At 68.8% G+C, this 18,723-nt stretch carries 16 protein-coding genes; 7 read left to right on the top strand and 9 right to left on the bottom strand.

Annotated features, from left to right (window positions below):
• Nucleotides 1–66: 66 nt before the first annotated feature.
• The 3 genes from AC0VYM_RS03495 to AC0VYM_RS03485 all read right to left on the bottom strand — a co-directional run bounded on the left by AC0VYM_RS03495 (nucleotide 67) and on the right by AC0VYM_RS03485 (nucleotide 5,435).
• A complete protein-coding gene (locus tag AC0VYM_RS03495) occupies nucleotides 67–765 on the bottom strand; it encodes an iron-dependent transcriptional repressor DtxR (RefSeq protein ID WP_475458864.1) in 699 nt (232 codons plus the stop codon).
• 370 nt (nucleotides 766–1,135) lie between these two features.
• A complete protein-coding gene (pdxH, locus tag AC0VYM_RS03490; protein WP_475458863.1) occupies nucleotides 1,136–1,786 on the bottom strand; it encodes a pyridoxamine 5'-phosphate oxidase in 651 nt (216 codons plus the stop codon).
• Nucleotides 1,787–1,811: 25 nt separating this feature from the next.
• Nucleotides 1,812–5,435 (bottom strand): ABC transporter substrate-binding protein, encoded by a 3,624-nt coding sequence (locus AC0VYM_RS03485; RefSeq protein WP_475458861.1) that lies wholly within the window; start codon nucleotides 5,433–5,435, stop codon nucleotides 1,812–1,814.
• A 227-nt stretch (nucleotides 5,436–5,662) separates the two neighbouring features.
• Between AC0VYM_RS03485 and serC the strand changes: the two genes are divergently transcribed.
• Together serC and AC0VYM_RS03475 are read left to right on the top strand one after the other, a co-directional pair.
• Nucleotides 5,663–6,784, top strand: coding sequence for a phosphoserine transaminase (serC, locus tag AC0VYM_RS03480; RefSeq protein WP_475458859.1), 1,122 nt, complete (start codon nucleotides 5,663–5,665; stop codon nucleotides 6,782–6,784).
• Between the two features lie 124 nt (nucleotides 6,785–6,908).
• Entirely contained in the window at nucleotides 6,909–7,916 is a 1,008-nt protein-coding gene (locus AC0VYM_RS03475) for a glycerophosphodiester phosphodiesterase family protein (RefSeq protein ID WP_475458856.1), read from the top strand.
• Nucleotides 7,917–7,972: 56 nt separating this feature from the next.
• Here AC0VYM_RS03475 and AC0VYM_RS03470 read toward each other — a convergent pair whose 3' ends face one another.
• Nucleotides 7,973–9,043 carry a hypothetical protein gene (locus tag AC0VYM_RS03470; protein ID WP_475458854.1) on the bottom strand — a complete coding sequence of 357 codons (1,071 nt, stop codon included), beginning with the start codon at nucleotides 9,041–9,043 and terminating at the stop codon, nucleotides 7,973–7,975.
• 92 nt (nucleotides 9,044–9,135) lie between these two features.
• Here AC0VYM_RS03470 and AC0VYM_RS03465 point away from each other — a divergent pair, with 92 nt between their 5' ends.
• Nucleotides 9,136–9,861 (top strand): 3-keto-5-aminohexanoate cleavage protein, encoded by a 726-nt coding sequence (locus AC0VYM_RS03465; RefSeq protein WP_475458852.1) that lies wholly within the window; start codon nucleotides 9,136–9,138, stop codon nucleotides 9,859–9,861.
• Nucleotides 9,862–9,892: 31 nt separating this feature from the next.
• On the opposite strand, the gene AC0VYM_RS03460 is transcribed toward AC0VYM_RS03465, so the two are convergent.
• The 4 genes from AC0VYM_RS03460 to AC0VYM_RS03445 all read right to left on the bottom strand — a co-directional run bounded on the left by AC0VYM_RS03460 (nucleotide 9,893) and on the right by AC0VYM_RS03445 (nucleotide 14,360).
• Complete coding sequence (locus AC0VYM_RS03460) at nucleotides 9,893–11,461, bottom strand: glycosyltransferase family 4 protein (RefSeq protein ID WP_475458850.1); 1,569 nt, start codon at nucleotides 11,459–11,461, stop codon at nucleotides 9,893–9,895.
• The gene (locus tag AC0VYM_RS03455) at nucleotides 11,458–12,558 is read right to left on the bottom strand and encodes a hypothetical protein (protein ID WP_475458848.1); all 1,101 of its coding nucleotides are present in this window, start codon (nucleotides 12,556–12,558) and stop codon (nucleotides 11,458–11,460) included. The genes AC0VYM_RS03460 and AC0VYM_RS03455 overlap by 4 nt, the downstream gene beginning before the upstream one ends.
• Before the next feature lie 204 nt (nucleotides 12,559–12,762).
• On the bottom strand, nucleotides 12,763–13,116 hold the full coding sequence (locus AC0VYM_RS03450) for a MerR family transcriptional regulator (RefSeq protein WP_475458845.1): 354 nt from the start codon (nucleotides 13,114–13,116) through the stop codon (nucleotides 12,763–12,765).
• A 47-nt stretch (nucleotides 13,117–13,163) separates the two neighbouring features.
• Nucleotides 13,164–14,360 (bottom strand): MFS transporter, encoded by a 1,197-nt coding sequence (locus tag AC0VYM_RS03445; protein WP_475458842.1) that lies wholly within the window; start codon nucleotides 14,358–14,360, stop codon nucleotides 13,164–13,166.
• A gap of 289 nt (nucleotides 14,361–14,649) precedes the next feature.
• Between AC0VYM_RS03445 and AC0VYM_RS03440 the strand changes: the two genes are divergently transcribed.
• On the top strand, nucleotides 14,650–15,537 hold the full coding sequence (locus AC0VYM_RS03440) for a tyrosine-type recombinase/integrase (RefSeq protein ID WP_475458840.1): 888 nt from the start codon (nucleotides 14,650–14,652) through the stop codon (nucleotides 15,535–15,537).
• Between the two features lie 644 nt (nucleotides 15,538–16,181).
• Nucleotides 16,182–16,409 carry a GntR family transcriptional regulator gene (locus tag AC0VYM_RS03435; RefSeq protein ID WP_475458838.1) on the top strand — a complete coding sequence of 76 codons (228 nt, stop codon included), beginning with the start codon at nucleotides 16,182–16,184 and terminating at the stop codon, nucleotides 16,407–16,409.
• A 395-nt stretch (nucleotides 16,410–16,804) separates the two neighbouring features.
• On the opposite strand, the gene AC0VYM_RS03430 is transcribed toward AC0VYM_RS03435, so the two are convergent.
• Entirely contained in the window at nucleotides 16,805–17,077 is a 273-nt protein-coding gene (locus AC0VYM_RS03430; protein ID WP_475458836.1) for a hypothetical protein, read from the bottom strand.
• Between the two features lie 245 nt (nucleotides 17,078–17,322).
• On the opposite strand from AC0VYM_RS03430, the gene AC0VYM_RS03425 reads away from it, so the two are divergent.
• A complete protein-coding gene (locus AC0VYM_RS03425; RefSeq protein ID WP_475458833.1) occupies nucleotides 17,323–18,138 on the top strand; it encodes a helix-turn-helix domain-containing protein in 816 nt (271 codons plus the stop codon).
• Complete coding sequence (locus AC0VYM_RS03420; RefSeq protein WP_475458831.1) at nucleotides 18,135–18,335, top strand: DUF397 domain-containing protein; 201 nt, start codon at nucleotides 18,135–18,137, stop codon at nucleotides 18,333–18,335. Before AC0VYM_RS03425 ends, AC0VYM_RS03420 begins: the two co-directional genes overlap by 4 nt.
• The last annotated feature ends 388 nt before the right edge of the window (nucleotides 18,336–18,723 follow it).

The raw sequence follows: 18,723 nt of genomic DNA, 5'->3' as shown, positions 1-18,723 counted from the left end.
CAGTCAACGTTCCCGCAGCGCAATGAGACAATCCCGATGAGCAACCAATCAACGTGGACGAACGTTTCACGGCTTGGCGACGAAGATGTGCCCGGCGACGTCCGCCGGGAGCTCGGTGTCCTCGCCGTCGCCGATGACGCGCACGCCGTCGTCCGAAGCCTTGAGCACGACTTCCTGTCCCGGTTGTACCCCGGATTCGCGCAAGGTGAGCATGATGTCCGCGTCCGGCTGGAGTTGTTCGCTGATACGGCGCACCGTCACGGTGGTCTCCGAGTCGGAGGCGGCGTCGATCATCGGCACGATGGAGTCGTCGGTGAACGGCTCGGGGGCGTAACCCTCCAGGCCCAGCTCCTCCAGTCCCGGGATCGGGTTGCCGTGCGGGCACACCGACGGGGCGTTGAGCAGCGTGACCAGACGCTCCTCGACGGCCTCGGAGATGACGTGCTCCCAGCGGCAGGCCTCGATGTGGACGTCCTCCCACGGCAGCCCGATGACGTCGACGAGCAGGCGCTCGGCGAGCCGGTGCTTGCGCATGACGTGGGTGGCCAGCCTGCGACCCTCGGCGGTCATCACCAGGTGACGGTCGTTCTCGACCTTCAGCAGGCCGTCGCGCTCCATGCGGGCGACGGTCTGGCTCACCGTGGGGCCGCTCTGGTGCAGGCGCTCGGCGATCCGGGCCCGAAGCGGGACGATGCCCTCCTCTTCGAGCTCGAAGACCGTACGGAGGTACATCTCCGTGGTGTCGATCAGCCCGTGTGCGGTCAAGACTCCCCTCCCAAGGCTCTGCGCCCGACGCGCGGTCACGTGCGGGCACGGCAGGTCTCTCACAACACAGGCCGGGACCACGTGATTCCCTGGGGCCAAGTGGGGACCGGGGCGTCCGCAGGACCGCGGGAGCGACCACCGATGCGTCCAGCATATCGCGGCGCGACGGGCGTGGATTTCGACACTGTCTCACGATACGGACACCCGGGGCCGTGGCGACCCGCGCGACACAAGGGTCCAAGGTCACAGGCGTGCAGGTGACCCGCCCGATACGGGAAGTATCCGAAAGACCCTTGCGCGACCGCCGTACGGCCCCGACCTCTCGAACCCGCGTTCGACGCGACCAACGTCACCTCGGGGCGAGCGCGGATCAGGGCGCGAGGCGCTCGATCTCCCAGGCTCCCCCGACCCGCAGGTAGCGGAACCGGTCGTGCATGCGGTCCTCACCGCCCTGCCAGAACTCCACCTCGCCGGGAACCAGGCGATAGCCGCCCCAGTAGGTGGGTCTCGGTATGGGTTCGTCCGCGCCCCACACCGAGTCGAACTCGTGGAACAGCCGATCCAGCTCGGGGCGGTCGGCCACCGGCCGCGACTGGCGCTCGCTCGCCCAGGCGCCCAGCTGCGAGCCCCGGGGGCGGGTGGCGAAGTAGCGGTCGTTCTCCTCGTCCCCGAGCCGTTCCACGCGTCCGGCCACGAGGACCTGGCGCCGGATCGCGTGCCAGGGGAAGACCACGCTCGCGCGCGGGTCGGCGTCCAGGGCCCGGCCCTTGCGCGACGTGTAGTTGGTGAAGAACCGCAGCCCCGTGCTGTCGTAGCCCTTCATCAGGACCGTCCGCGACCGGGGCATCCCGGAGGGCTCCACCGAGGAGAGCACCATCGCGTTGGGTTCGGCCAGGCCGGACTCGTAGGCCTCACCGAACCACAGGTGGAACTGGGACATCGGGAGGGCGGCCAGGTCACGGCGGCGCAGGGGCTCGCCCAGGTACGGCTTGCGCAGTTCCGCGGGGTTCTGGTGGTCCACACGAGGCATACTCTCACGTCGGCCCTCACCCGCCCCCGGAGGCCAGGGGCAGGCACTCGGCACCGGGTTCGACGGTGTTCGCGTTGCGCATGCCGCACCGCTGGACCACGTGCTGGCGCTGCCTGTCGTCGGTCTCGGGGTTGACCACCTCCGGCCCCACCAGCACCAGTTGGACCATGCGGCCGTCGAACCAGTTCCCGTCGTTCTCGGCGTCGAACTCGATGTAGCCGGAGACTCCGGTCAGGTTCCGGGTGCCCTTCACCCCGCTGTGCAGGGCGTCCCGCTGGTCCTCGTACTGCTCCTGGGTACGGAGGAAGGGGGGCCGGTCCAGGCCGACCCACCGCAGCGGGCTCCTGGCCGTGAGCTGCTCCGTGGTGAGCCCGGTGGTGGGAAGCGCCTCGGAGACCACCAGCAGGGCGTCGCTGGCCACCGCCGCATGCGCGATGGAGGGCAGTTCCCTCTTGGGGGCGGCCCTGACCCCTCCCTCACCGCCGTCCTCGTCCTCGTCGCTGAACAACTCCCCCTCCAGGGTCCGGATGTCGCGATAGAACCCCTGGTCACCCCCACCGGGCCGACCTCCCGGCCCGCCCCAGGCACCGCTCGGCGCCAACGGCGTGTAGAACACCGAGTGGTGGTCGGCGTTGTTGCCGATGAGCTCCTCCTCGTCGGAAACGAACTTGGAGACGTCGTCCCCGCCGAAAATCGTCATGCGGCCGTCCACGCAGTCCTCTCCGCCCGTGCGGGTGAACCGGCGGTAGAACTCGGTGAAGTCGTCGGAGCGGCCCGCGTAGTAGAGCAGGTCAGGCGGGTCGTCGTCGGTACACAGGCGCTCCAGCTGCTGTTCGTAGGTGGTGTCGGCCTCCGAGTCCCCGTTCTGGTAGAGCAGCACGCCCCGGCCGTCGTACTCGTCCCGGCCCAACCCCTCCGCGCCCTCCCACACCCGGCCGCCGCGCTCCTCGAAGGCGGCGATGAACTCCCTTGCCAGATGCGGTCCGTACTGTTCGTGCTGCCCGCCCTCGGCGTCCGTCTCACCGCTGGCGATGGCGACGGCGGTCCCGTGCGGCTCCAGTCCGCGCTCCACACCGTCGGCCCCGCGCCAGGGCACCCCGTACCGGGCCCAGTGCGCGGACTGCTCGGCGATCCTGGTGTTGGCGGGGGAGACCGGGAAGTAGAACTCGCTGTGCTCGCGGGCGCCGGACTGGGCGACGTCGTCGAAGGTGGCTGTGGTGCCCACCATCGTGAGCGAGGCGTCCCCGACCTCCTTGATGGCGTCGCTGTTGGGCACGACGCTGTGGCCGAAGCCGACCGCGGCGATCGGTCGGTCCATCCCGAGCCGCTCGTCGTCGGCGCGCTCCACGATCTCCTTCGCGGCCACCATCGAGTGCTCCCAGTTCCGGCCGGCGTTGGCGATGAGCAGCCTGATCCTGGGATACCTGGCGTCCCTGATCCGGTTGTGCTGTTCCTGCTGGTAGGCCATACCGAGGAGCTCGCCCTGGCTGCCGGAGAGCGAGGGGTCGTCGGGGTCGGCCACGTCGAACTCCGCGAGGTGGGCGATGGTGACGTAGGGCTGTCCGCTGGCCTCCACCTCCCTGTTCTGCTCGTGGATGCGCTCGGTGACCTCGGTCAGCCGCTCGTGGAAGACGAACGAGCCGTCGGTGACGCCGACGCACTGGTCCCCCTTCCGTGTGATGCCCCTGGGCTGCCAGACCCCGTCCTGGACGCACGGGTTGCTGGCCTGCGCCAACGAGGGCAGGAAGACCACGCCGAACAGCACCAGCACGGCGGTGGCCCCGGCCACCCCGGAGGTCCACAGTCCGGCGAGGACCGGCCCGCTGAGGACCCACTCCGGTGCGCCGCGCCGCGTGAGCTCGCCACCGCCTTCGGGCAGCGGGGCGATGTGCCTGGTGATGACGCGTTCCACACCGAGCACCCCGGCCAGGTAGCGGCGACGCGTCCACGTCCGTACCGGTTCGAGCGCCCGCTTCTCCTCCTCCTCGCTCTCCTCCCCGCCCTCGATGAACTCGGGCATCGCCTCGTTGCGGGTGGAGTCGACGGTGCCCTCCACCAGGGGCCCGACCCCGGAGTCGCGCACCTGGACCAGCAGCAGGGGGTCGGGGAAGGCACGGCGCAGGCGCTCCTGCTCGATCAGCCACACGAAGTACCGGCCCACCCGGTCCAGACGCCGCTGGTCGTAGACGAGCACCGGCCTCGCTCCACCGCCGCGCCGCATGCGGTGGCGGCCCGCCCCGAAGTCCCGGTGGAGGTCGTCCAGGAGCGCGTTGACCGCGATCTGGTGGGTGCCCGGAGGGCGGATCGCACCGTTGATCCGGGCCCGGTCCATGGCGAGGTTGTTGAGCTGGTTGAGCAGGTGGACGCCGTGCGCGCGGTGACGGCCCCGGCCGCCCGGGGTCACGCCCTGCTCGGGGCCGTGCCCGTCCAGGTCCATGACGTAACGGTGCCGGTGGAGCCACAGGTAGGGGCGCCACGGGATCAGGAAGAAGAACACCGTGAGCACGTAGACGGTGGCCAGAAGCGCGCCGACCAGCAGGGAGACGAGTTCGTTGGCCTGCTGCGCGAGCAGGCCGAAGTAGGCGACGCCGAAGGGGGTCGCGGCGAGTACCAGCGAGACGACGAAGGACAGCGGTGTGAGGACCTTCTCGTCCGCGGCACCGAAGGTGATCACCCTGGAGGCCGCGTTGACGAACCGGGAGAACCCGGCCGCGCCCCGGGCGAGACCGCGCCAGTAGACCGTGCACCGGCTGCGCAGCAGTTCCCCACGGCTGGGAGGCGTCACGGCGCCCGGTTCCTCGGCCGCCCCCTCCGCGCGAGCGAGGAGTTCGTCCCGGCGCCTGCGGGCGCTGTCGAGCCGCGTCTCCCGCAGTGCCCTGATCACCTCGACCTGGATGGCGCTGGTGTTGAGCAGGGTGCCGTGCTCGGACACCCCCGTGCCCTCGGAGAACTTGCCCCTGATGACCTGGAAGTTGCAGCGCCGCAGCCACAGCAGGGACCGGACCTGGGCGAAGCGGGGAGGGGGAGGCGGCTTACGGCCGCGCGGCGGCGCGGGCGGATCGTCCTCCCAGGCGAACCCCCCGTCCACCAGGCGCTCCAGGAGTTCGTAGAGCTCCTGGGTGGTGACGTCGGTGTCCGCGTCCTCGGGACCGGGGGGCACGCCCTCGCTCGGTTCGCGGACGGGTTCGGCACCCGGGGGCGGGGCGTCGGAGTCCCCGGGCCACGGCCAGCGGCGGCTCCAACCGTTGGTGCGCCGCTGCCCCCGGGTGTCCGACGGCCGGGAGGCGTCCTCGACCTTCCGGTCCGCGGTCCGCGGGGCCTCTCGGCGGTCCTTGTCGGGAAGCCCTTCGGGGAGCAGCCACACGGTGCCGACCCCGCTCGCCCGCACCAGGGCCCGCAGGACGGCGGCACGGTCCTCGGGCCGATCGGTCACCAGGTCCAGAACGGGGGGCGGTTCGGCGATGTCACCGCGCTGGCGCCTGCCACGTCGTGCCGGGCGGCGCCGGGCCACCGAGTGCTCCAGGTTCCGGACGACGAAGTGTTCGGAGCGCGAGGGGCGTCGGCGCAGGCTCTCGAAGACCCGGATGAAGGGGGGTTTGCTCGGTGTGTCGTCCTGGGTGTCGGGTGTCTGATCGGACACTCGAAGTATCCCTCCGCGGTCGTGTCTGTGCAGTTCGGCCCCCGGCAGCTGCCTCATTAGACAGCAAAAGGCAGCTGGCCGACATCCCTTTTCTCCGAATTGGGACTGGCCCATACCGGCCAGTAGCTCCGACCTGTGATGATTCGTTGCACCTGTCACGTGATTTCACGACACCAATTGCCGACCTGACCGGCGCTCCCGCGACGTCCACCACTACGCTGGTCGGCGTGACCGAGATTCAGATTCCCGCGAACCTGCTGCCCGCCGACGGCCGTTTCGGAAGCGGCCCCTCCAAAGTCCGCGCCGCCCAGCTCGACGCCCTCGCCGCCTCCGGCTCCCGCTACCTGGGGACCTCCCACCGGCAGAAGCCGGTCAAGTCCCTGGTCGGCCGTGTCCGCGCCGGTGTGAGCGAGCTCCTGTCCCTGCCCGACGGCTACGAGGTGGTTCTCGGCAACGGCGGGACCACCGCCTTCTGGGACATCGCCGCCCACGGCCTGGTGCGCTCCAAGTCGCAGCACCTGGCGTTCGGTGAGTTCTCCAGCAAGTTCGCGAAGGTCGTCGGGGGCGCCCCCTGGCTGGACGACCCGACGGTCATCACCACCGACCCCGGCACCCACGGCGAGGCCGTCGCGGAGGCCGGTGTGGACGTGTACGCGCTCACCCACAACGAGACCTCCACCGGCGTGGCCGCGCCGATCCGCCGGGTCGCCGGGGCCGACGAGGACGCGCTCGTCCTGGTCGACGCCACCAGCGGCGCGGGCGGTCTGCACGTCGACATCACCGAGACCGACGTCTACTACTTCGCCCCGCAGAAGAGCTTCGCCGCCGACGGCGGCCTGTGGATCGCGGTCATGTCGCCCAAGGCGCTCGCCCGGGTCGAGGAGATCGCCGCGAGCGGTCGCTACGTCCCCGAGTTCTTCTCGCTGACCACGGCGGTCGCCAACTCCGCCAAGGACCAGACGTACAACACCCCGGCGGTGGCCACCCTCCTGCTCCTCGCCGAGCAGCTGGAGTGGATCAACGGCCAGGGCGGCCTCAAGTGGGCCGTGGCCCGCACGCACGAGTCCAGCTCGATCCTCTACAACTGGGCGGACCGCTCCCCCGTCGCGACGCCGTTCGTCACCGACCCGGCCCAGCGCTCCCAGGTGGTCGGCACCATCGACTTCTCCGACGAGGTCGACGCCGCCCGGATCGCCCAGGTGCTGCGCGCCAACGGCGTCGTGGACACCGAGCCCTACCGCAAGCTGGGCCGCAACCAGCTGCGGGTGGCGATGTTCCCGGCCGTGGAGCCCAGCGACGTGAACGCGCTCACCGAGTGCGTCGACCACGTCCTGACGCGCCTGTCCTGACGGGGATCACCAGGGGACCGTCCTGAATCGGTCCGCCGACACTGGAGAATGGAGGCCGACCCGCCGCGCGTGGGTCGGCCTCCTTCTCCTACTTCCGCTCATCGTTTCCCAGGACGGTCCCACTGTGCGCAGGAACAAGAAGACTGAACTCCCCATCAAGATCATCTCCCACCGGGGGGCCTCCGGTCACCGGCCCGAGCACACGCTGGCCTCGTACGAACTGGGTGCCCGGCACGGCGGCGACTTCATCGAGATGGACCTGGTCGCCACCAAGGACGGCCAGCTGATCTGCCGCCACGAGCAGGAGATCGGTGAGACCACCGATGTGGCCGACCGCCCCGAGTTCGCGGACCGGCGCACCAAGCGGACCATCGACGGCCGCACCGTCGAGGGGTTCTACGCTCAGGACTTCACCCTGGCCGAGATCAGGACGCTCCGGGCCCGCGAGCGCATGGCCGAGGTCCGCCCGGACAACGCGGTGATGGACGGGACCTACGGGATCCCGACCCTCCAGGAGGTCATCGAGCTCGCCCTCTCCCTGACCAAGGAACTGGGCCGCCCGATCGGCATCTACCCGGAGACCAAGCACCCCGCCCACCACGTGGAGCAGGGCCTGGACCTCGAACCGCCGCTGATCGCCGCCCTCCGCGAGGCCGAGCTGGTCGGTGAGGAGCCGAGGGTCCCGGTGTTCCTCCAGTCCTTCGAGGCCGAGAGCCTGCGCAAGCTCTCCGAAACGGGACTGCCGCTCGTGTACCTGATGGGTACCGAGGAGCACTGGACGCACTACACGACCCCGGACGGCCTGGCCGAGGTGGCGGCGTTCGCGCACGCCATCGGCCCGCACAAGAGCCTGGTGATCCCCACCAACGAGGACGGTTCCCTGGGCGAGCCCACCGACCTGGTGAAGGACGCCCACGAGGCCGGGCTGGTCGTGCACCCCTTCACGTTCCGCAGCGAGAACCACTTCCTCCCCACCGACCTGCGTTCCGACGGCGACCCGAAGGACTACGGCGGCTTCGCCGCCGAGTACGAGGCCTTCTTCGACGCGGGTGTGGACGGCGTGTTCACCGACTTCTCCCGGCACGCCTTCCTGTGCCGCGAGCACTACCTGGACCCGCAGCCCGAGAAGTAGGGGTCACCGGACCTCCGGGGCGAACACAGGTCGGGTGGACGCGGGAACCGGCGCCCTCAGGTGCGGCGGACCAGGAGGACGATGCCGCCGATCAGGACCACGGCCACGACGGCTCCGCCGAGGATGAGCGGGAGCGCGCCTCCGGCACCCGACTCCCGGGTCTCCTCGCCCTCGCCCTCGTCGGCGGCCGGGGAGGCCTCGACCTCGGCCTCGGCTTCGGCCACCGCGTCGGGCAGCAGCTCCCCTGACAGCGGGACACGCCAGACCGGGGAGTTCGCGCCCTCGGTCCCCGCCATCAGCGCGGTGCCGTCCGGGGTGAAGGCCACCGACTCGCCCTGCTCCATCTCGGGCAGGTCGAAGGAGCCCACCGACCTGCCCGGCACGCCGTCGGTCCCGTCGTAGACGCTCACCCCCCAGTAGGTGCGGATGGCGTAGCGGGTCCCGTCCGGGCTGAACGCGGCGTCGGTGGCGAAGAGCGGCGCGGAGTCCACCCTGGTCAGAACGTTCTCCCCGAAGGGGTCCAGGTTCTCCGGCGCGGCGTAGACGCTGCCCGCGAACTCCTTGGACACCACGTAGAGGCGGCCGTCCCGGGGGTCGATCATCATCCCCTCGGCGTCGCGCCCGCCGTCCTCGTAGGTGAAGGTGAACACCGACGGGTCCAGGACGGAGTCACCCAGGACCTCGGGTTCGGTGAAGTGGTAGACCCGGATGTTCGGCCAGCCGCCGCCGAAGTTGTCACCGATGTCGCCCACGAAGACCGTGGGCACCCCTTCGGGCCCCTGGGCGACGCTGATCGCCTCCCAGTCACGGCGCTCGATGTCGAGGGTGACGGTCGCGAGCGTCTCACCGTCCTCATTGACCGCGTAGACCTCGGAGGGGTGGTCGCCGCTGTCGTTGTGCGTCCACCACACACCCTCGTGCAGCAGGGAGGGGGCCAGCCCGCTGGACTCGGAGATGCGGTCGTCCTGGAACTCGAAGGCGATCTCCGAACCCTCGGGGCCCTCGCCCCCGCGCGGGTAGTCGACCCCGCCCGTCCCGTCCTCGGGGTCCACGGGGGCTGCCGCGGCGGAGGCCGTCGGGGCCAACGCGAACAGGGCAGCCGCGACGAGGGTCAGGGATCTTCTCATGCCCGCCATCCTGCCAGGGCGGACGGCCGGGGGCTTGCACCCGGGTGCGAGCGGGAACATTCGGCATAGAGAGCGCCGCAAGGAGAGACCTCATGAGGATCGTCGCCTGTCTCAACGGTGACCGCCGTCCGGGTGCGCACCCGGCGCTGCCCGTCTCCGTCGACCAGCTCGTCACCGACGCGCACGCCGTGGTGGCGGCGGGCGCCACCGCCGTCCACATCCACCCGCGCGACCCCCGAGGGGCGGAGTCGCTGGATCCGCAGGTGGTGGCGGACCTGATGGAGCGGATGCGCGCGGACGGACCCGACGTCCCGGTGTCGCTCACCACCGCGCTGTCGGCGGAGTCCGACCCCTGGCGCCGCTACGACCTGGTGCACCGCTGGGCCTCACCGGCGCTGCCCGACTCGGTCTCGGTGAACCTGCACGAGGCGGGTTCGGTGGACCTGATCCAGCTCCTGGGCGACCGACGGGTCGCCGTGGAGGCCGGTGTGTGGACGGTGGACGCGGCCCGCATCCTGGTCGCGACCGGGGTGGAGGTGGCGGCGGTGCTGGTGGAGCCGACCCAGGTGGCGGTGGAGGACGCCCGGCGCAACACGGAGGCGATCACCCGTGTGCTGGACCGCGGCCGGGTGCGCGTGCCCCGCCTGCTGCACGGCGTGGACGCGACGGCCTGGCCGGTCCTGGAACAGGCCGTGGAGGAGGGCCTGGACATCCGGATCGGCCTGGAGGACACGATGCGGCTCCCGAACGGCACGGAGGCCCACGACAACGCCGCCCTGGTGTCCCACGCGATCTCCCTCACCGCAGCCGCGACCTAGGTGAGACTCCTGGCACGGCCGTAGCTCCGGTTCACCGGGTCGGTCCGTCGTCCTTGCCTGAGGTGTCGCGTGTCCGCCGGGTGGGAATGGACAGCTGTCTGCTCCTGGTCTCCTTCTGCGACGCCGCGCCCTCCCTGGCCATGGACCGCAGCTGTGAACCAGGACCCCGCCCGGGACTCGCCTGCGATTCCTTTCTGGCTTTCAGACCCGTGGTGTGGAGCTTCTGTTCGTTCCTCTCCTTCTTCAGGGTCGCCATCGTCGGCCCCACCGACACCCCCAGATCCCGAGTGCCGACAGCAGGAAGAATCACCGCACCCGGCCCCTGCTTGCCGTGTTGACCGGGGAGAGCGTGCGCACCGTGAATGATGGCCTCGGCCAGGTGCCCCTCCGTGAACTTCCCGTCCAGGAGCCGGTCCCGGACCCCTCTGCTCAGGCTCAGGTACTGCGGGTACTCGTCCATCATCTTGCCCATGGACGCGCCCCAGCGCTTCTGTCGGCGCTTCTCGACCTGCCGGGGATCACCCTCCTTGTTGATGAGCGCACGGCAGAGATCCTCGTCTCGGACGACGAACCGTTCTCGCAGTTTCGGGGGCATGCGATCGGGATCCGAAAGAAACATGCCTGCGCCCGAACTCTCGGTCACGAGCACAGGGACACCCTCACTGAAGGACTCGCTGGCGACCAGCCCGAACCCTTCGCCCAACGAAGGCATGAGCACAACATCGCACCGGTCACGTTGTTCTTGGATTACCCGGTCGTCATCGGTGTAGGGCAGACACTCCACCACTCCCGGCCCGAGCAGACGATCCGCGGCAGCCTGTTCGTCAGAGAGCTCGTCGGGGGGTATTCCGAGTAGGGTGAGCCGAGCGTTCCGACGGCCCTGCTTGTGGATACTTTCCATCGCCCCCAGAGCGATTGACTTCCCCTTGGCCGAGTCACCCAGTCGCCCATACAGCAAAAACCTGACCGGCTTGTCCGGATCACGCATCCGCTCCGCAGCATGCTGGGCACGCTGGGCGTCTCCGTGCTTGGAGGTCATGGTCGGCGGAGCGGCCTCCAACACATGGGGCGTCCCCACCCGCAACAGGTCGGCGGACAGAGCTGGGCCCACCCCCACTCCCAGGTCGGTGCGCTGCATCGTGCTGGCGAACCCGCTCTGGTAATGGCGCTCGAACCATTTACCGTCCGCCATCGGATGCTCCGTGTAATAGGACAGATTGTGGTTCACCTGAACCAGACGCGCCTCAGGGAGAATGTCCTTCATCTGAGGACCGATGTGCCGGAACTTCCCGTTGATGACGATCATGGTGGGGTCCTGGTGATCGTTCTGCTTCCGGTATCTGTCGATCGCCGGTGTCATGTGCGACCACAGATGCCCCTCCAACTCAGAAAGGGTCTTTCCTTCGGGAGGGGCGTCGGGAAATCCCAGTTCCGTGACACCCTCGATCGCTTCGTACCCACCTACAGACAAAGCCGTGACCTGGTGCCCCCGGTCCAGGCATCCACTGATGAACGACCGGTTGAACCTGCTGATCCCGTCGTCGAGTTTGGTGGGGCCAAGAACCAGCAACCGTTCGCGGCCCTTTCTCCGCCCGCTCACAGCACCTCGATCCGAGATTCGAGGCGCCGCAGGAAGACGCACAGCGGGAACGCGTCGAACTGCATCTGCCCCACGCTCAGGCCAGGGGCGATCCGTGCCGCAAACTCGTCCAACACCTCCGCGATCACCAGCGCGTAGGTGGGGGTCAGCACGATGCGACGATCTCTCTTGACCGGCCACGAGGAGTACTGGTAGTCCTCCAGGGACTCCTTCTCGTCCGGCCCCGTGGGAGCGTCCTTCCTGGTGAACCTGTCACGGAAGGATCTACCGTCCTCTTCCAAGGACACGACCATGGCGGCTTCACGCACGCTGTCCACAGAGGGGTCTACCCCCTCCGTGGGTTCCACCCACGCGGGCTCCTGGCTTCCCTCCAGGATCCGCGACACCCTCCGAGCCGCGTCGACCACCGGCACCGAGACTCCGCTCTCCCAGTTGCCGATGACCTCCTCTCTGGAGGGAACCGCCTCGGCTGCCGCCTTGGCCAGAGCGCACAACCTCCCGTAGTCGGCTTCGGACACCTCCCTCTCCCGTACCGGGAAGCCGCCCCGCACGGGCTCGACGCGCGCCGGTACCTCAGGCACATCCCGCAAGGGGGCACGCAACTGGTCGGCGAGATCGCGATACACCTCGGCCAGCTCCCGACTCTGGGGACCGAAGGTCACCGCCGGTCGCCCGGGCGCCACCCGGGCGTCGAGCTCCCCTGCGAACAGGTAACTCAGCGAACTGTGCCACCCGGTCGAGAGGATCACCGCGCTGCCCGGGGCCAACCCCGCGTACCCCATCGGGCGCGGCTCCGGGGTGAGCTTCGGTCCGTTGACGATGCGTTCGTGCCAGTCCTCCGCCGCCTCCGTCAACGTGATCGGCTGTCCTCCTGGCCCCCGACGCGACAGTACGTGGTGCGCGGGATCGAAACCCTCCAGGGCCTCGACGTCCTCCCGCGCCAGCCGCGTCAACTCCGCCTCCAGCGCAGTCCACGCCGCACTGAGGTGCGGAGGCCATTCCTCACCCAACCAGGGATAGATATCGTCCTGAGTCCACATCATCTGCGAGGCAGCGGTACGGACACGGCGGAAATGCTCCGCGCGGCGCTCGTTCACGAAAGGCCCTTCAGAGGGGAGTCAAAGGATGGTCCCGCTATCCTAATCACGCCGAACAACAGCGACCAGTTCACCGGAACACGGTCGAATCAGGGGGATCGACCTTCGCGTAACGAGAAGCGCCTCGACCTCGGAATTCGTGGATCCACGATCCTGATTCGGCGACGGAACGATCTCCGCATTCACCCTCGCCAAGGGACGGGCCTAGGTCCCGGTCTCCTCCGAGAGCTGGCGTTCGATGCGGTGCCGGGTGGCGGTGAGTGCCTCGATGCGTTCCCTGACCGCCCGGAGCCGGTGCTCGTAGAGGGCCACGGCCTCGGCGCAGGCGGGTTCCCGGACCAGGTCCAGTTCCAGGCAGTCCTGGAGTTCCTGGACGTCCTCCGAGGTCAGCCCGGATTCGAGGAGGAGGCGGATGTTGCGCACCCGGTCCACGGCCTCGGGGCCGTACTCGCGGTAGCCGTTGGCCGTCCGCTCCGAGGCGAGCAGTCCGCGCTGCTCGTAGTACCGCAGGGAGCGCGGGCTGGCGCCCGTGCGTTCGGCGAGCTCTCCGATGCGCATGCCGTCTCCGACCTGGTGGGGCCGCGCGGGTGCGCGGCCCCACCAGCCTACGAAACCCGTGCGGTCGGCCTGCTGGCGGGGAACCAGCGGACGGAGAGCGCCATGAACCCGAGCGCGGCCAGGCCCACGGCGGTGGCGGCCACCGGGACACCCGCTCCCCCGTGTCCGGCGACGACCGCACCGCCCAGGGCCCCGGCCACCGCCGTGCCCACGTACAGCCCGCCGGTGTTGAGCGCCAGGGCCTCGGTGCCCGCGTTCCCGGCCAGGAACAGGAGCCGGGCGCTCATCGGTGCCGCGAACCCCCAGGCCGCGAAGCCCCACAGGCCGAGGACGCAGGCCAGGGCCCAGACCGGGACGCTGGCGGGGAGCCCGAGCACGGCCAGGAGCAGGCTGGTCCCGACCATCCCGGCGAAGGTGCCGAGCAGGACCCGGTCCGCCCCCCAGCGGTCGGTGGCCCGCCCGCACAGGAAGGTGCCGACCGCCCCGGCGACGCCCACCACCGCGATCAGCGGGGCGAGGGCCGCGCCGCCCGTTCCGGTGAGGTCACGGGTGAGCGGAGCGACGTAGGTGTAGGTCATGAACCCGCAGGTGGCACCGGCGACGGTCCCGGCCACGCAGGTCAGGATCGCGGGACGGCCCAGGTGGCGCAGCTGATCGCGGAGCCCCGCCTCGGGCGCCCCCGGGAGCGGGGGCAGGTACCGGAGGGAGGCGAGCAGGACCGCGACGGTGAGCAGGGCGACGGCGACGAAGGCCCAGCGCCAGCCGAACACGGAGCCCAGCAGCGCGCCGATCGGCACCCCCAGGAAGAGGGCGACCGTCAGCCCGGCGGCGACCGCGCCCACCGCGCGTCCGGTGTGCCCAGGCGGGGCGAGCCGGGCCGCCGTGGAGAAGGCCGCCGGGGTGAGGGCGGCGGCCACGAGGGCGGCGAGCACCCGCAGGGCCAGGAGGGCGGTGTACGTGGGCGCGAGGGCGGTGACCAGGTTGACGAGGGCGAACACCGCGAGTCCGCCGAGGAGGAGGGTACGGCGGGGCATCCGGGCGGTGGCCACCGCCAGCGGCGGCGCGGCCACGGCGTAGGTGAGGGAGAAGACGGTCACGAGCTGCCCCGCGGCGGCGACGCCGACGTCGAGGTCCAGGGCGATGACCGGCAGGAGTCCGGCGATGACGAGGTCGTCGGTCCCGACCGCGAAGGCGGTCAGGGCCAGGCACGCCAGCCAGCCGGAACGGAGCGTGGGAGTGGACATGGCCGCACGCTAGGACCCTGACACCTGTGTCAGGGTCAAGCCCGCTCAGCCGAAGAGGGCTCCCAGGACCACGATGAGCATGATCGAACCGAGCACCACTGGCAGGAGCCAGCGCTGCTTGCGGTTGTTGGTGAGCATGCTCATGACGTGCCCCGCTCCGGTGCTCGTTGGGATTCGCTACCCCAGGGTAGTCCCCAGCTCCGGACGGTCCGGTAGCGGTCCGGCCCTGACGGGCTGCTCTCGACCCGCGTCCGTGAAGTCGCCAACAACCGCAAGAGAGCGGGACTTCATGGCATCCCTGGAATCGCTGATTGCCGATTATCTCGACAGTCTGTCCCTGCGCGACGTGAGCGAACACACGGTACGCGCGTACCGGCAAACACTCCGGAAGCTCTCCCGCTTCATCGGGGACACGGACGCTTCCGAACTCACCCACAGGCACATGTCACGCTTCCTCGCGGCCGAACGCGCGGCCGGAGCGGCGTTGTCCAGCGTGCAGCGGCGGTACGTCGATCTCGGCTCGTTCTGTAAGTGGCTACTCGCGGAAGAAGAGATCACGTGCAACCCCATGGACAAGGTGGACCGTCCCCGCGCCGAAGAGACGCCGGTCCCCCTGATCGACCACGCGACCATTCGCGGGCTTCTGCGTCACGAGTGGACCACCCGATTCCTGACGACGCGAAACCGCGCGATGATCACGGTTCTTCTGGACACGGGGGTTCGCGTGTCCGAGCTTCTCGGCATGAACCTGGCTGACTTCTCCCCCACGCACAACCGCATCACGGTTCGCGGTGCGAAGCGCTCCGGGGAACGGGTGGTGTCGTTGGGCAAGCACGCAAGCGCGGCTCTACGCCGGTACCTGCGTGCACGGGTCCGGTACCCGCAGGCAGAGAACCCCGCATTGTGGCTCGGCTCCAACGGACGCTTGTCAGCGCAGGCGGTCCGGCTGATGCTCTCCGAAGCATGCAAGCGTGTTGGGGTCCCCCACGTGTTCCCCCATCAGCTGCGCCACCAGTTCGCCCATGAGTTCCGCTACGCGGGCGGCAACGACGGAGACCTTATGTACCTCGCTGGCTGGACTTCTACCGCCATGCTTCGGCGGTACGGCGCGTCCGGTGCGGCTGTACGGGCCGCACAGGCTCACGCGAAGTACTCCCCTGGGGACCAACTCCTCTAGCCCCTACAGGCAGCGCAAGGGCCCGGAACCTATCCCCAAGGTTCCGGGCCCTACTGCGTTCCGCTACCGCGTCGCATGTGAGGAAGGACTACGCGGTCATGCCGACATCTCCGCACGGTTGGCGGTAGCGATCTCGCGGAGTACGGCGACCCCCAGACGCGAAGTGTCCGCGCGACGAAGGGCTTCCTGCCGCTCGTGAGCCACATAGTGCCCCCGGACGAGAGCCGCCGGAGGGTGAACAGCGCTCACTTCGACAACAGGCACGTAGTCCACCGGGACCGGCCGAAAGGTCACGGGCGGGGCAGCGGAGGCGTACCCGGGACCCGTCGGACGGGCGGGAAGCGGATTCGCGTACGGGCGAACACGGTTCGCGCGGCGTGTCCGTGCTTCGGCTTGGAGTGCGCGGAGGTAGTCCCCGGGTCCCGCGTGGAGTCCCCGGGACGGGCGGAGCAACCGGATAAGGGTTGCGAGCATGGCAAGTAGGGTGTTCATGTCGTCCTGCTTCCATCAGGTCGGCCGGGCCCCGGACGTTCGCCGCGTCGCGGGGTCACTTCAATACGGGAGAGACAATATCCCAGCTCAGCTGTAGCACGCTAGGTGTACCAGACTTGCTTGCTGTGCGAGGTAGCCCTAGCGTCCCCGGAATGGAGTGGCAAGAAGGTGTACCCCGTTGGGTTCAGATCACGGATGACCTGGAACGACGCATACGAGGGGGCGAGTTCCGCCCTGGTGACCGTGTGCCCTCTGTCCTAGGCATCACGGAGACGTACGGCGTAGCCTCTGCCACCGCTCAAAAGGCGTTGGCGGGACTACGTGACCGGGGGTTGACGCGCACAGACCCCGGTATCGGTTCCACGGTCCGTCATTCGTGAGAACGACCCCCGGAGTACGCTCCCGGGGGTCTCTTCCTGCGCGATTGGGGAAGTGCGCAGGAGTCTGTGTCAGTTGCAACCCTTCGGGCAGCTTCCTGAACGGTCAAGCAGCCTCTTACATTCAGTGCACATACGGTCGGCTTTCTAAGGTGATGGGCTGATGCTGTCCGGTTCGTCCTTCTAGGGCACCCGTTGGATCGCTCCGCAGTTTTTGCATTGCTGCACACGTGATCCAGGCGGACGCGACCAGTCATGCGGCGGACACGTACGAGCGACCGTGTATGCCTGCCCCCGACGAGGGAGCGGGGGGCGTTCCGCGAGACGCGGCGTGGGAATCGTCGGGCGACGCGGACGGGTCAGCCGCGCAAGGTCCGCGAGCGTGCGGACGGGCGGCTTCACATCGACCCCAGAAGTTGGCCCACCAGGAACCGGGCAAGGAATTCTTCTTCGCCCTGGCGAGCGATCACCGTGTTCCTGCCCGTGCCAGGAACGGGGATCAGCCATTCCGCGTCCACGTAGCGCACGACGTACTGTCGTCCGTCATGTGTCGCGCGAACCTCGCCCGTCTGGTCTCCGTCCATCGCGGCCACACCACGCCTACGGATGGCGGAGTGAAGCGCGAGGACGGCCGCGTCTACCGCGCCGTCTGCGGGGGTTTGAGTGGTCATGACGCTATCCGTCCGTGGTGCGGGTGGACGCTTCGCGGGAAGTTGTGCCCCTTGGAGCCTTAGAGGAGAAACTACGGTCTGCCGCATTTCAACTCGTTCCCCGTCCACATTGCTCATGGCATAGATCATGAGAGCGTTAGTCCAGGTAGCACAGGGTTCAGCAAAAGGTGCAGAGGAAGTTTCAGGGCAAGAGAAGGTCTGGGAATCTGTTTCACTGCGAGACAGGATGTGGTGTGCTAGGGAGCATGGACAATCCCCCCTTGGGAACGCCTCTGGAGGCGTTCGGGCATGAGGTGCGCAAGCAGCGCGTGAACTCCGGGTTCACTCTCGAAAGGCTCGCTGGCCTGGTAGACAGCAACAAGAGCCAGCTATCCAGGCTGGAGCGGGGCCAGCACATGCCTTCCTCTGAGCTGCGGGAAGCCTTGGACACAAAGCTGAACGCATGCGGTGAGCTGAACCAGGCATGGGCGCAAGCCATGGGAGATGGGCGACCAGACTGGTTAGGAGAAGTCACCACGGCGACGCGTGATGCTCGGAGCGTCTACGACTTCCAGGCGCTGGCATTCCCTAGCTACCTCCAGGTGCAGCCCTACGCTTCCGCTCTCATTCGAGCCGCACACCCCGGTATCCCAGAGGCGGAGCTTGAGGAGCGGGTACGGGAACGCGCGGAACGCGCTGAGAGCATGCGGGTAGCCCGTAGGCCACTGCTGTACCTGGTTCTTGACGCCAGTGTGCTACGTAGGCGCTACGGTGGAACCGAGGCTACAGCGGCGCAGCTGGACTACGTTGTGAGCCTTGCCGACGCGGGGCGGATCACGGTTCAGGTTGTCCCAGAGACCTTGTGCAACCACCCGGGGAATTCTGGTTCGTTCCGTGTGTTGGCCATGCCGGACGGGCGGGACTTCGCCTATGTGGAGTCAGCGGAGCAAGGGCAACTACTCACCCGACCACACCGAGTCGCGCGTCATCGCGAGCTGTACTCTCAGCTTCAAGCCGTTGCGAGCGCTCCAGAGGACTCAGTAGCGGTGCTACGGGCCGAGCTAGATAAGGTGCGAGTATGAAGAATCTTGCTGCTGACCAGATAATTACAGACTTCCGAAAGTCCACTCACTCCGGGGGCGCGAACGACTGCGTGGAGGTACAGACACGCACCAATAGCGTGCTCGTGCGCGACACGCAGAACCGCGCGCTTGGACACTTGGGGTTTTCCCACGCACAGTTTGCTGAAATGCTGGCTGTAGGTGACCAGCTGCTCTAGCGGTCTGCGTGCCAACACCACGAGCCCCGGGGCCCCGTCCTCCCGGGGCTTTTGCGTGCCTAGTCCCTGTCAAGGTCACTAGACGGGCCGAGCACCGGGGATGTCGCTTGCCCCCCGTTTGATCAGCGCTGCACAAGTAGCAGACACAAAAACAGCCCGGCCACCGGAGACAGGGACCGGTGACCGGGCGTTGGGCGGAGAGCAACCGACCCAGCTCGTACGCGGCCGGTACTCGCGGTCGCGGAAGCTCATCACGGCCACCTCGTTAACCGGGCCGTCGCCGTCAACGACAGTGGCCACGGTGTACGGGTAGCCCGAACGAGGCAGACACGTGCACGCTCGCGGGAAGTGCTCGCCGGAGCACTCCCCAACGGCCGTCTCACACGCG

This window comes from Nocardiopsis sp. iso_237 (assembly GCF_056173345.1).
Note: the sequence above shows the minus strand (reverse complement) of the source record. Positions and strands in the feature narration are given on the sequence as shown.

What these genes read in the sequence shown, in the direction of transcription:
- AC0VYM_RS03430 (WP_475458836.1), bottom strand. Translation starts at nt 17,077, where the DNA reads ATGACCACTCAAACCCCCGCAGACGGCGCGGTAGACGCGGCCGTCCTC.
- AC0VYM_RS03465 (WP_475458852.1), top strand. Translation starts at nt 9,136, where the DNA reads ATGAGGATCGTCGCCTGTCTCAACGGTGACCGCCGTCCGGGTGCGCAC.
- AC0VYM_RS03470 (WP_475458854.1), bottom strand. Translation starts at nt 9,043, where the DNA reads ATGAGAAGATCCCTGACCCTCGTCGCGGCTGCCCTGTTCGCGTTGGCC.
- AC0VYM_RS03435 (WP_475458838.1), top strand. Translation starts at nt 16,182, where the DNA reads ATGGAGTGGCAAGAAGGTGTACCCCGTTGGGTTCAGATCACGGATGAC.
- AC0VYM_RS03420 (WP_475458831.1), top strand. Translation starts at nt 18,135, where the DNA reads ATGAAGAATCTTGCTGCTGACCAGATAATTACAGACTTCCGAAAGTCC.
- AC0VYM_RS03450 (WP_475458845.1), bottom strand. Translation starts at nt 13,116, where the DNA reads ATGCGCATCGGAGAGCTCGCCGAACGCACGGGCGCCAGCCCGCGCTCC.
- AC0VYM_RS03445 (WP_475458842.1), bottom strand. Translation starts at nt 14,360, where the DNA reads ATGTCCACTCCCACGCTCCGTTCCGGCTGGCTGGCGTGCCTGGCCCTG.
- AC0VYM_RS03425 (WP_475458833.1), top strand. Translation starts at nt 17,323, where the DNA reads ATGGACAATCCCCCCTTGGGAACGCCTCTGGAGGCGTTCGGGCATGAG.
- AC0VYM_RS03440 (WP_475458840.1), top strand. Translation starts at nt 14,650, where the DNA reads ATGGCATCCCTGGAATCGCTGATTGCCGATTATCTCGACAGTCTGTCC.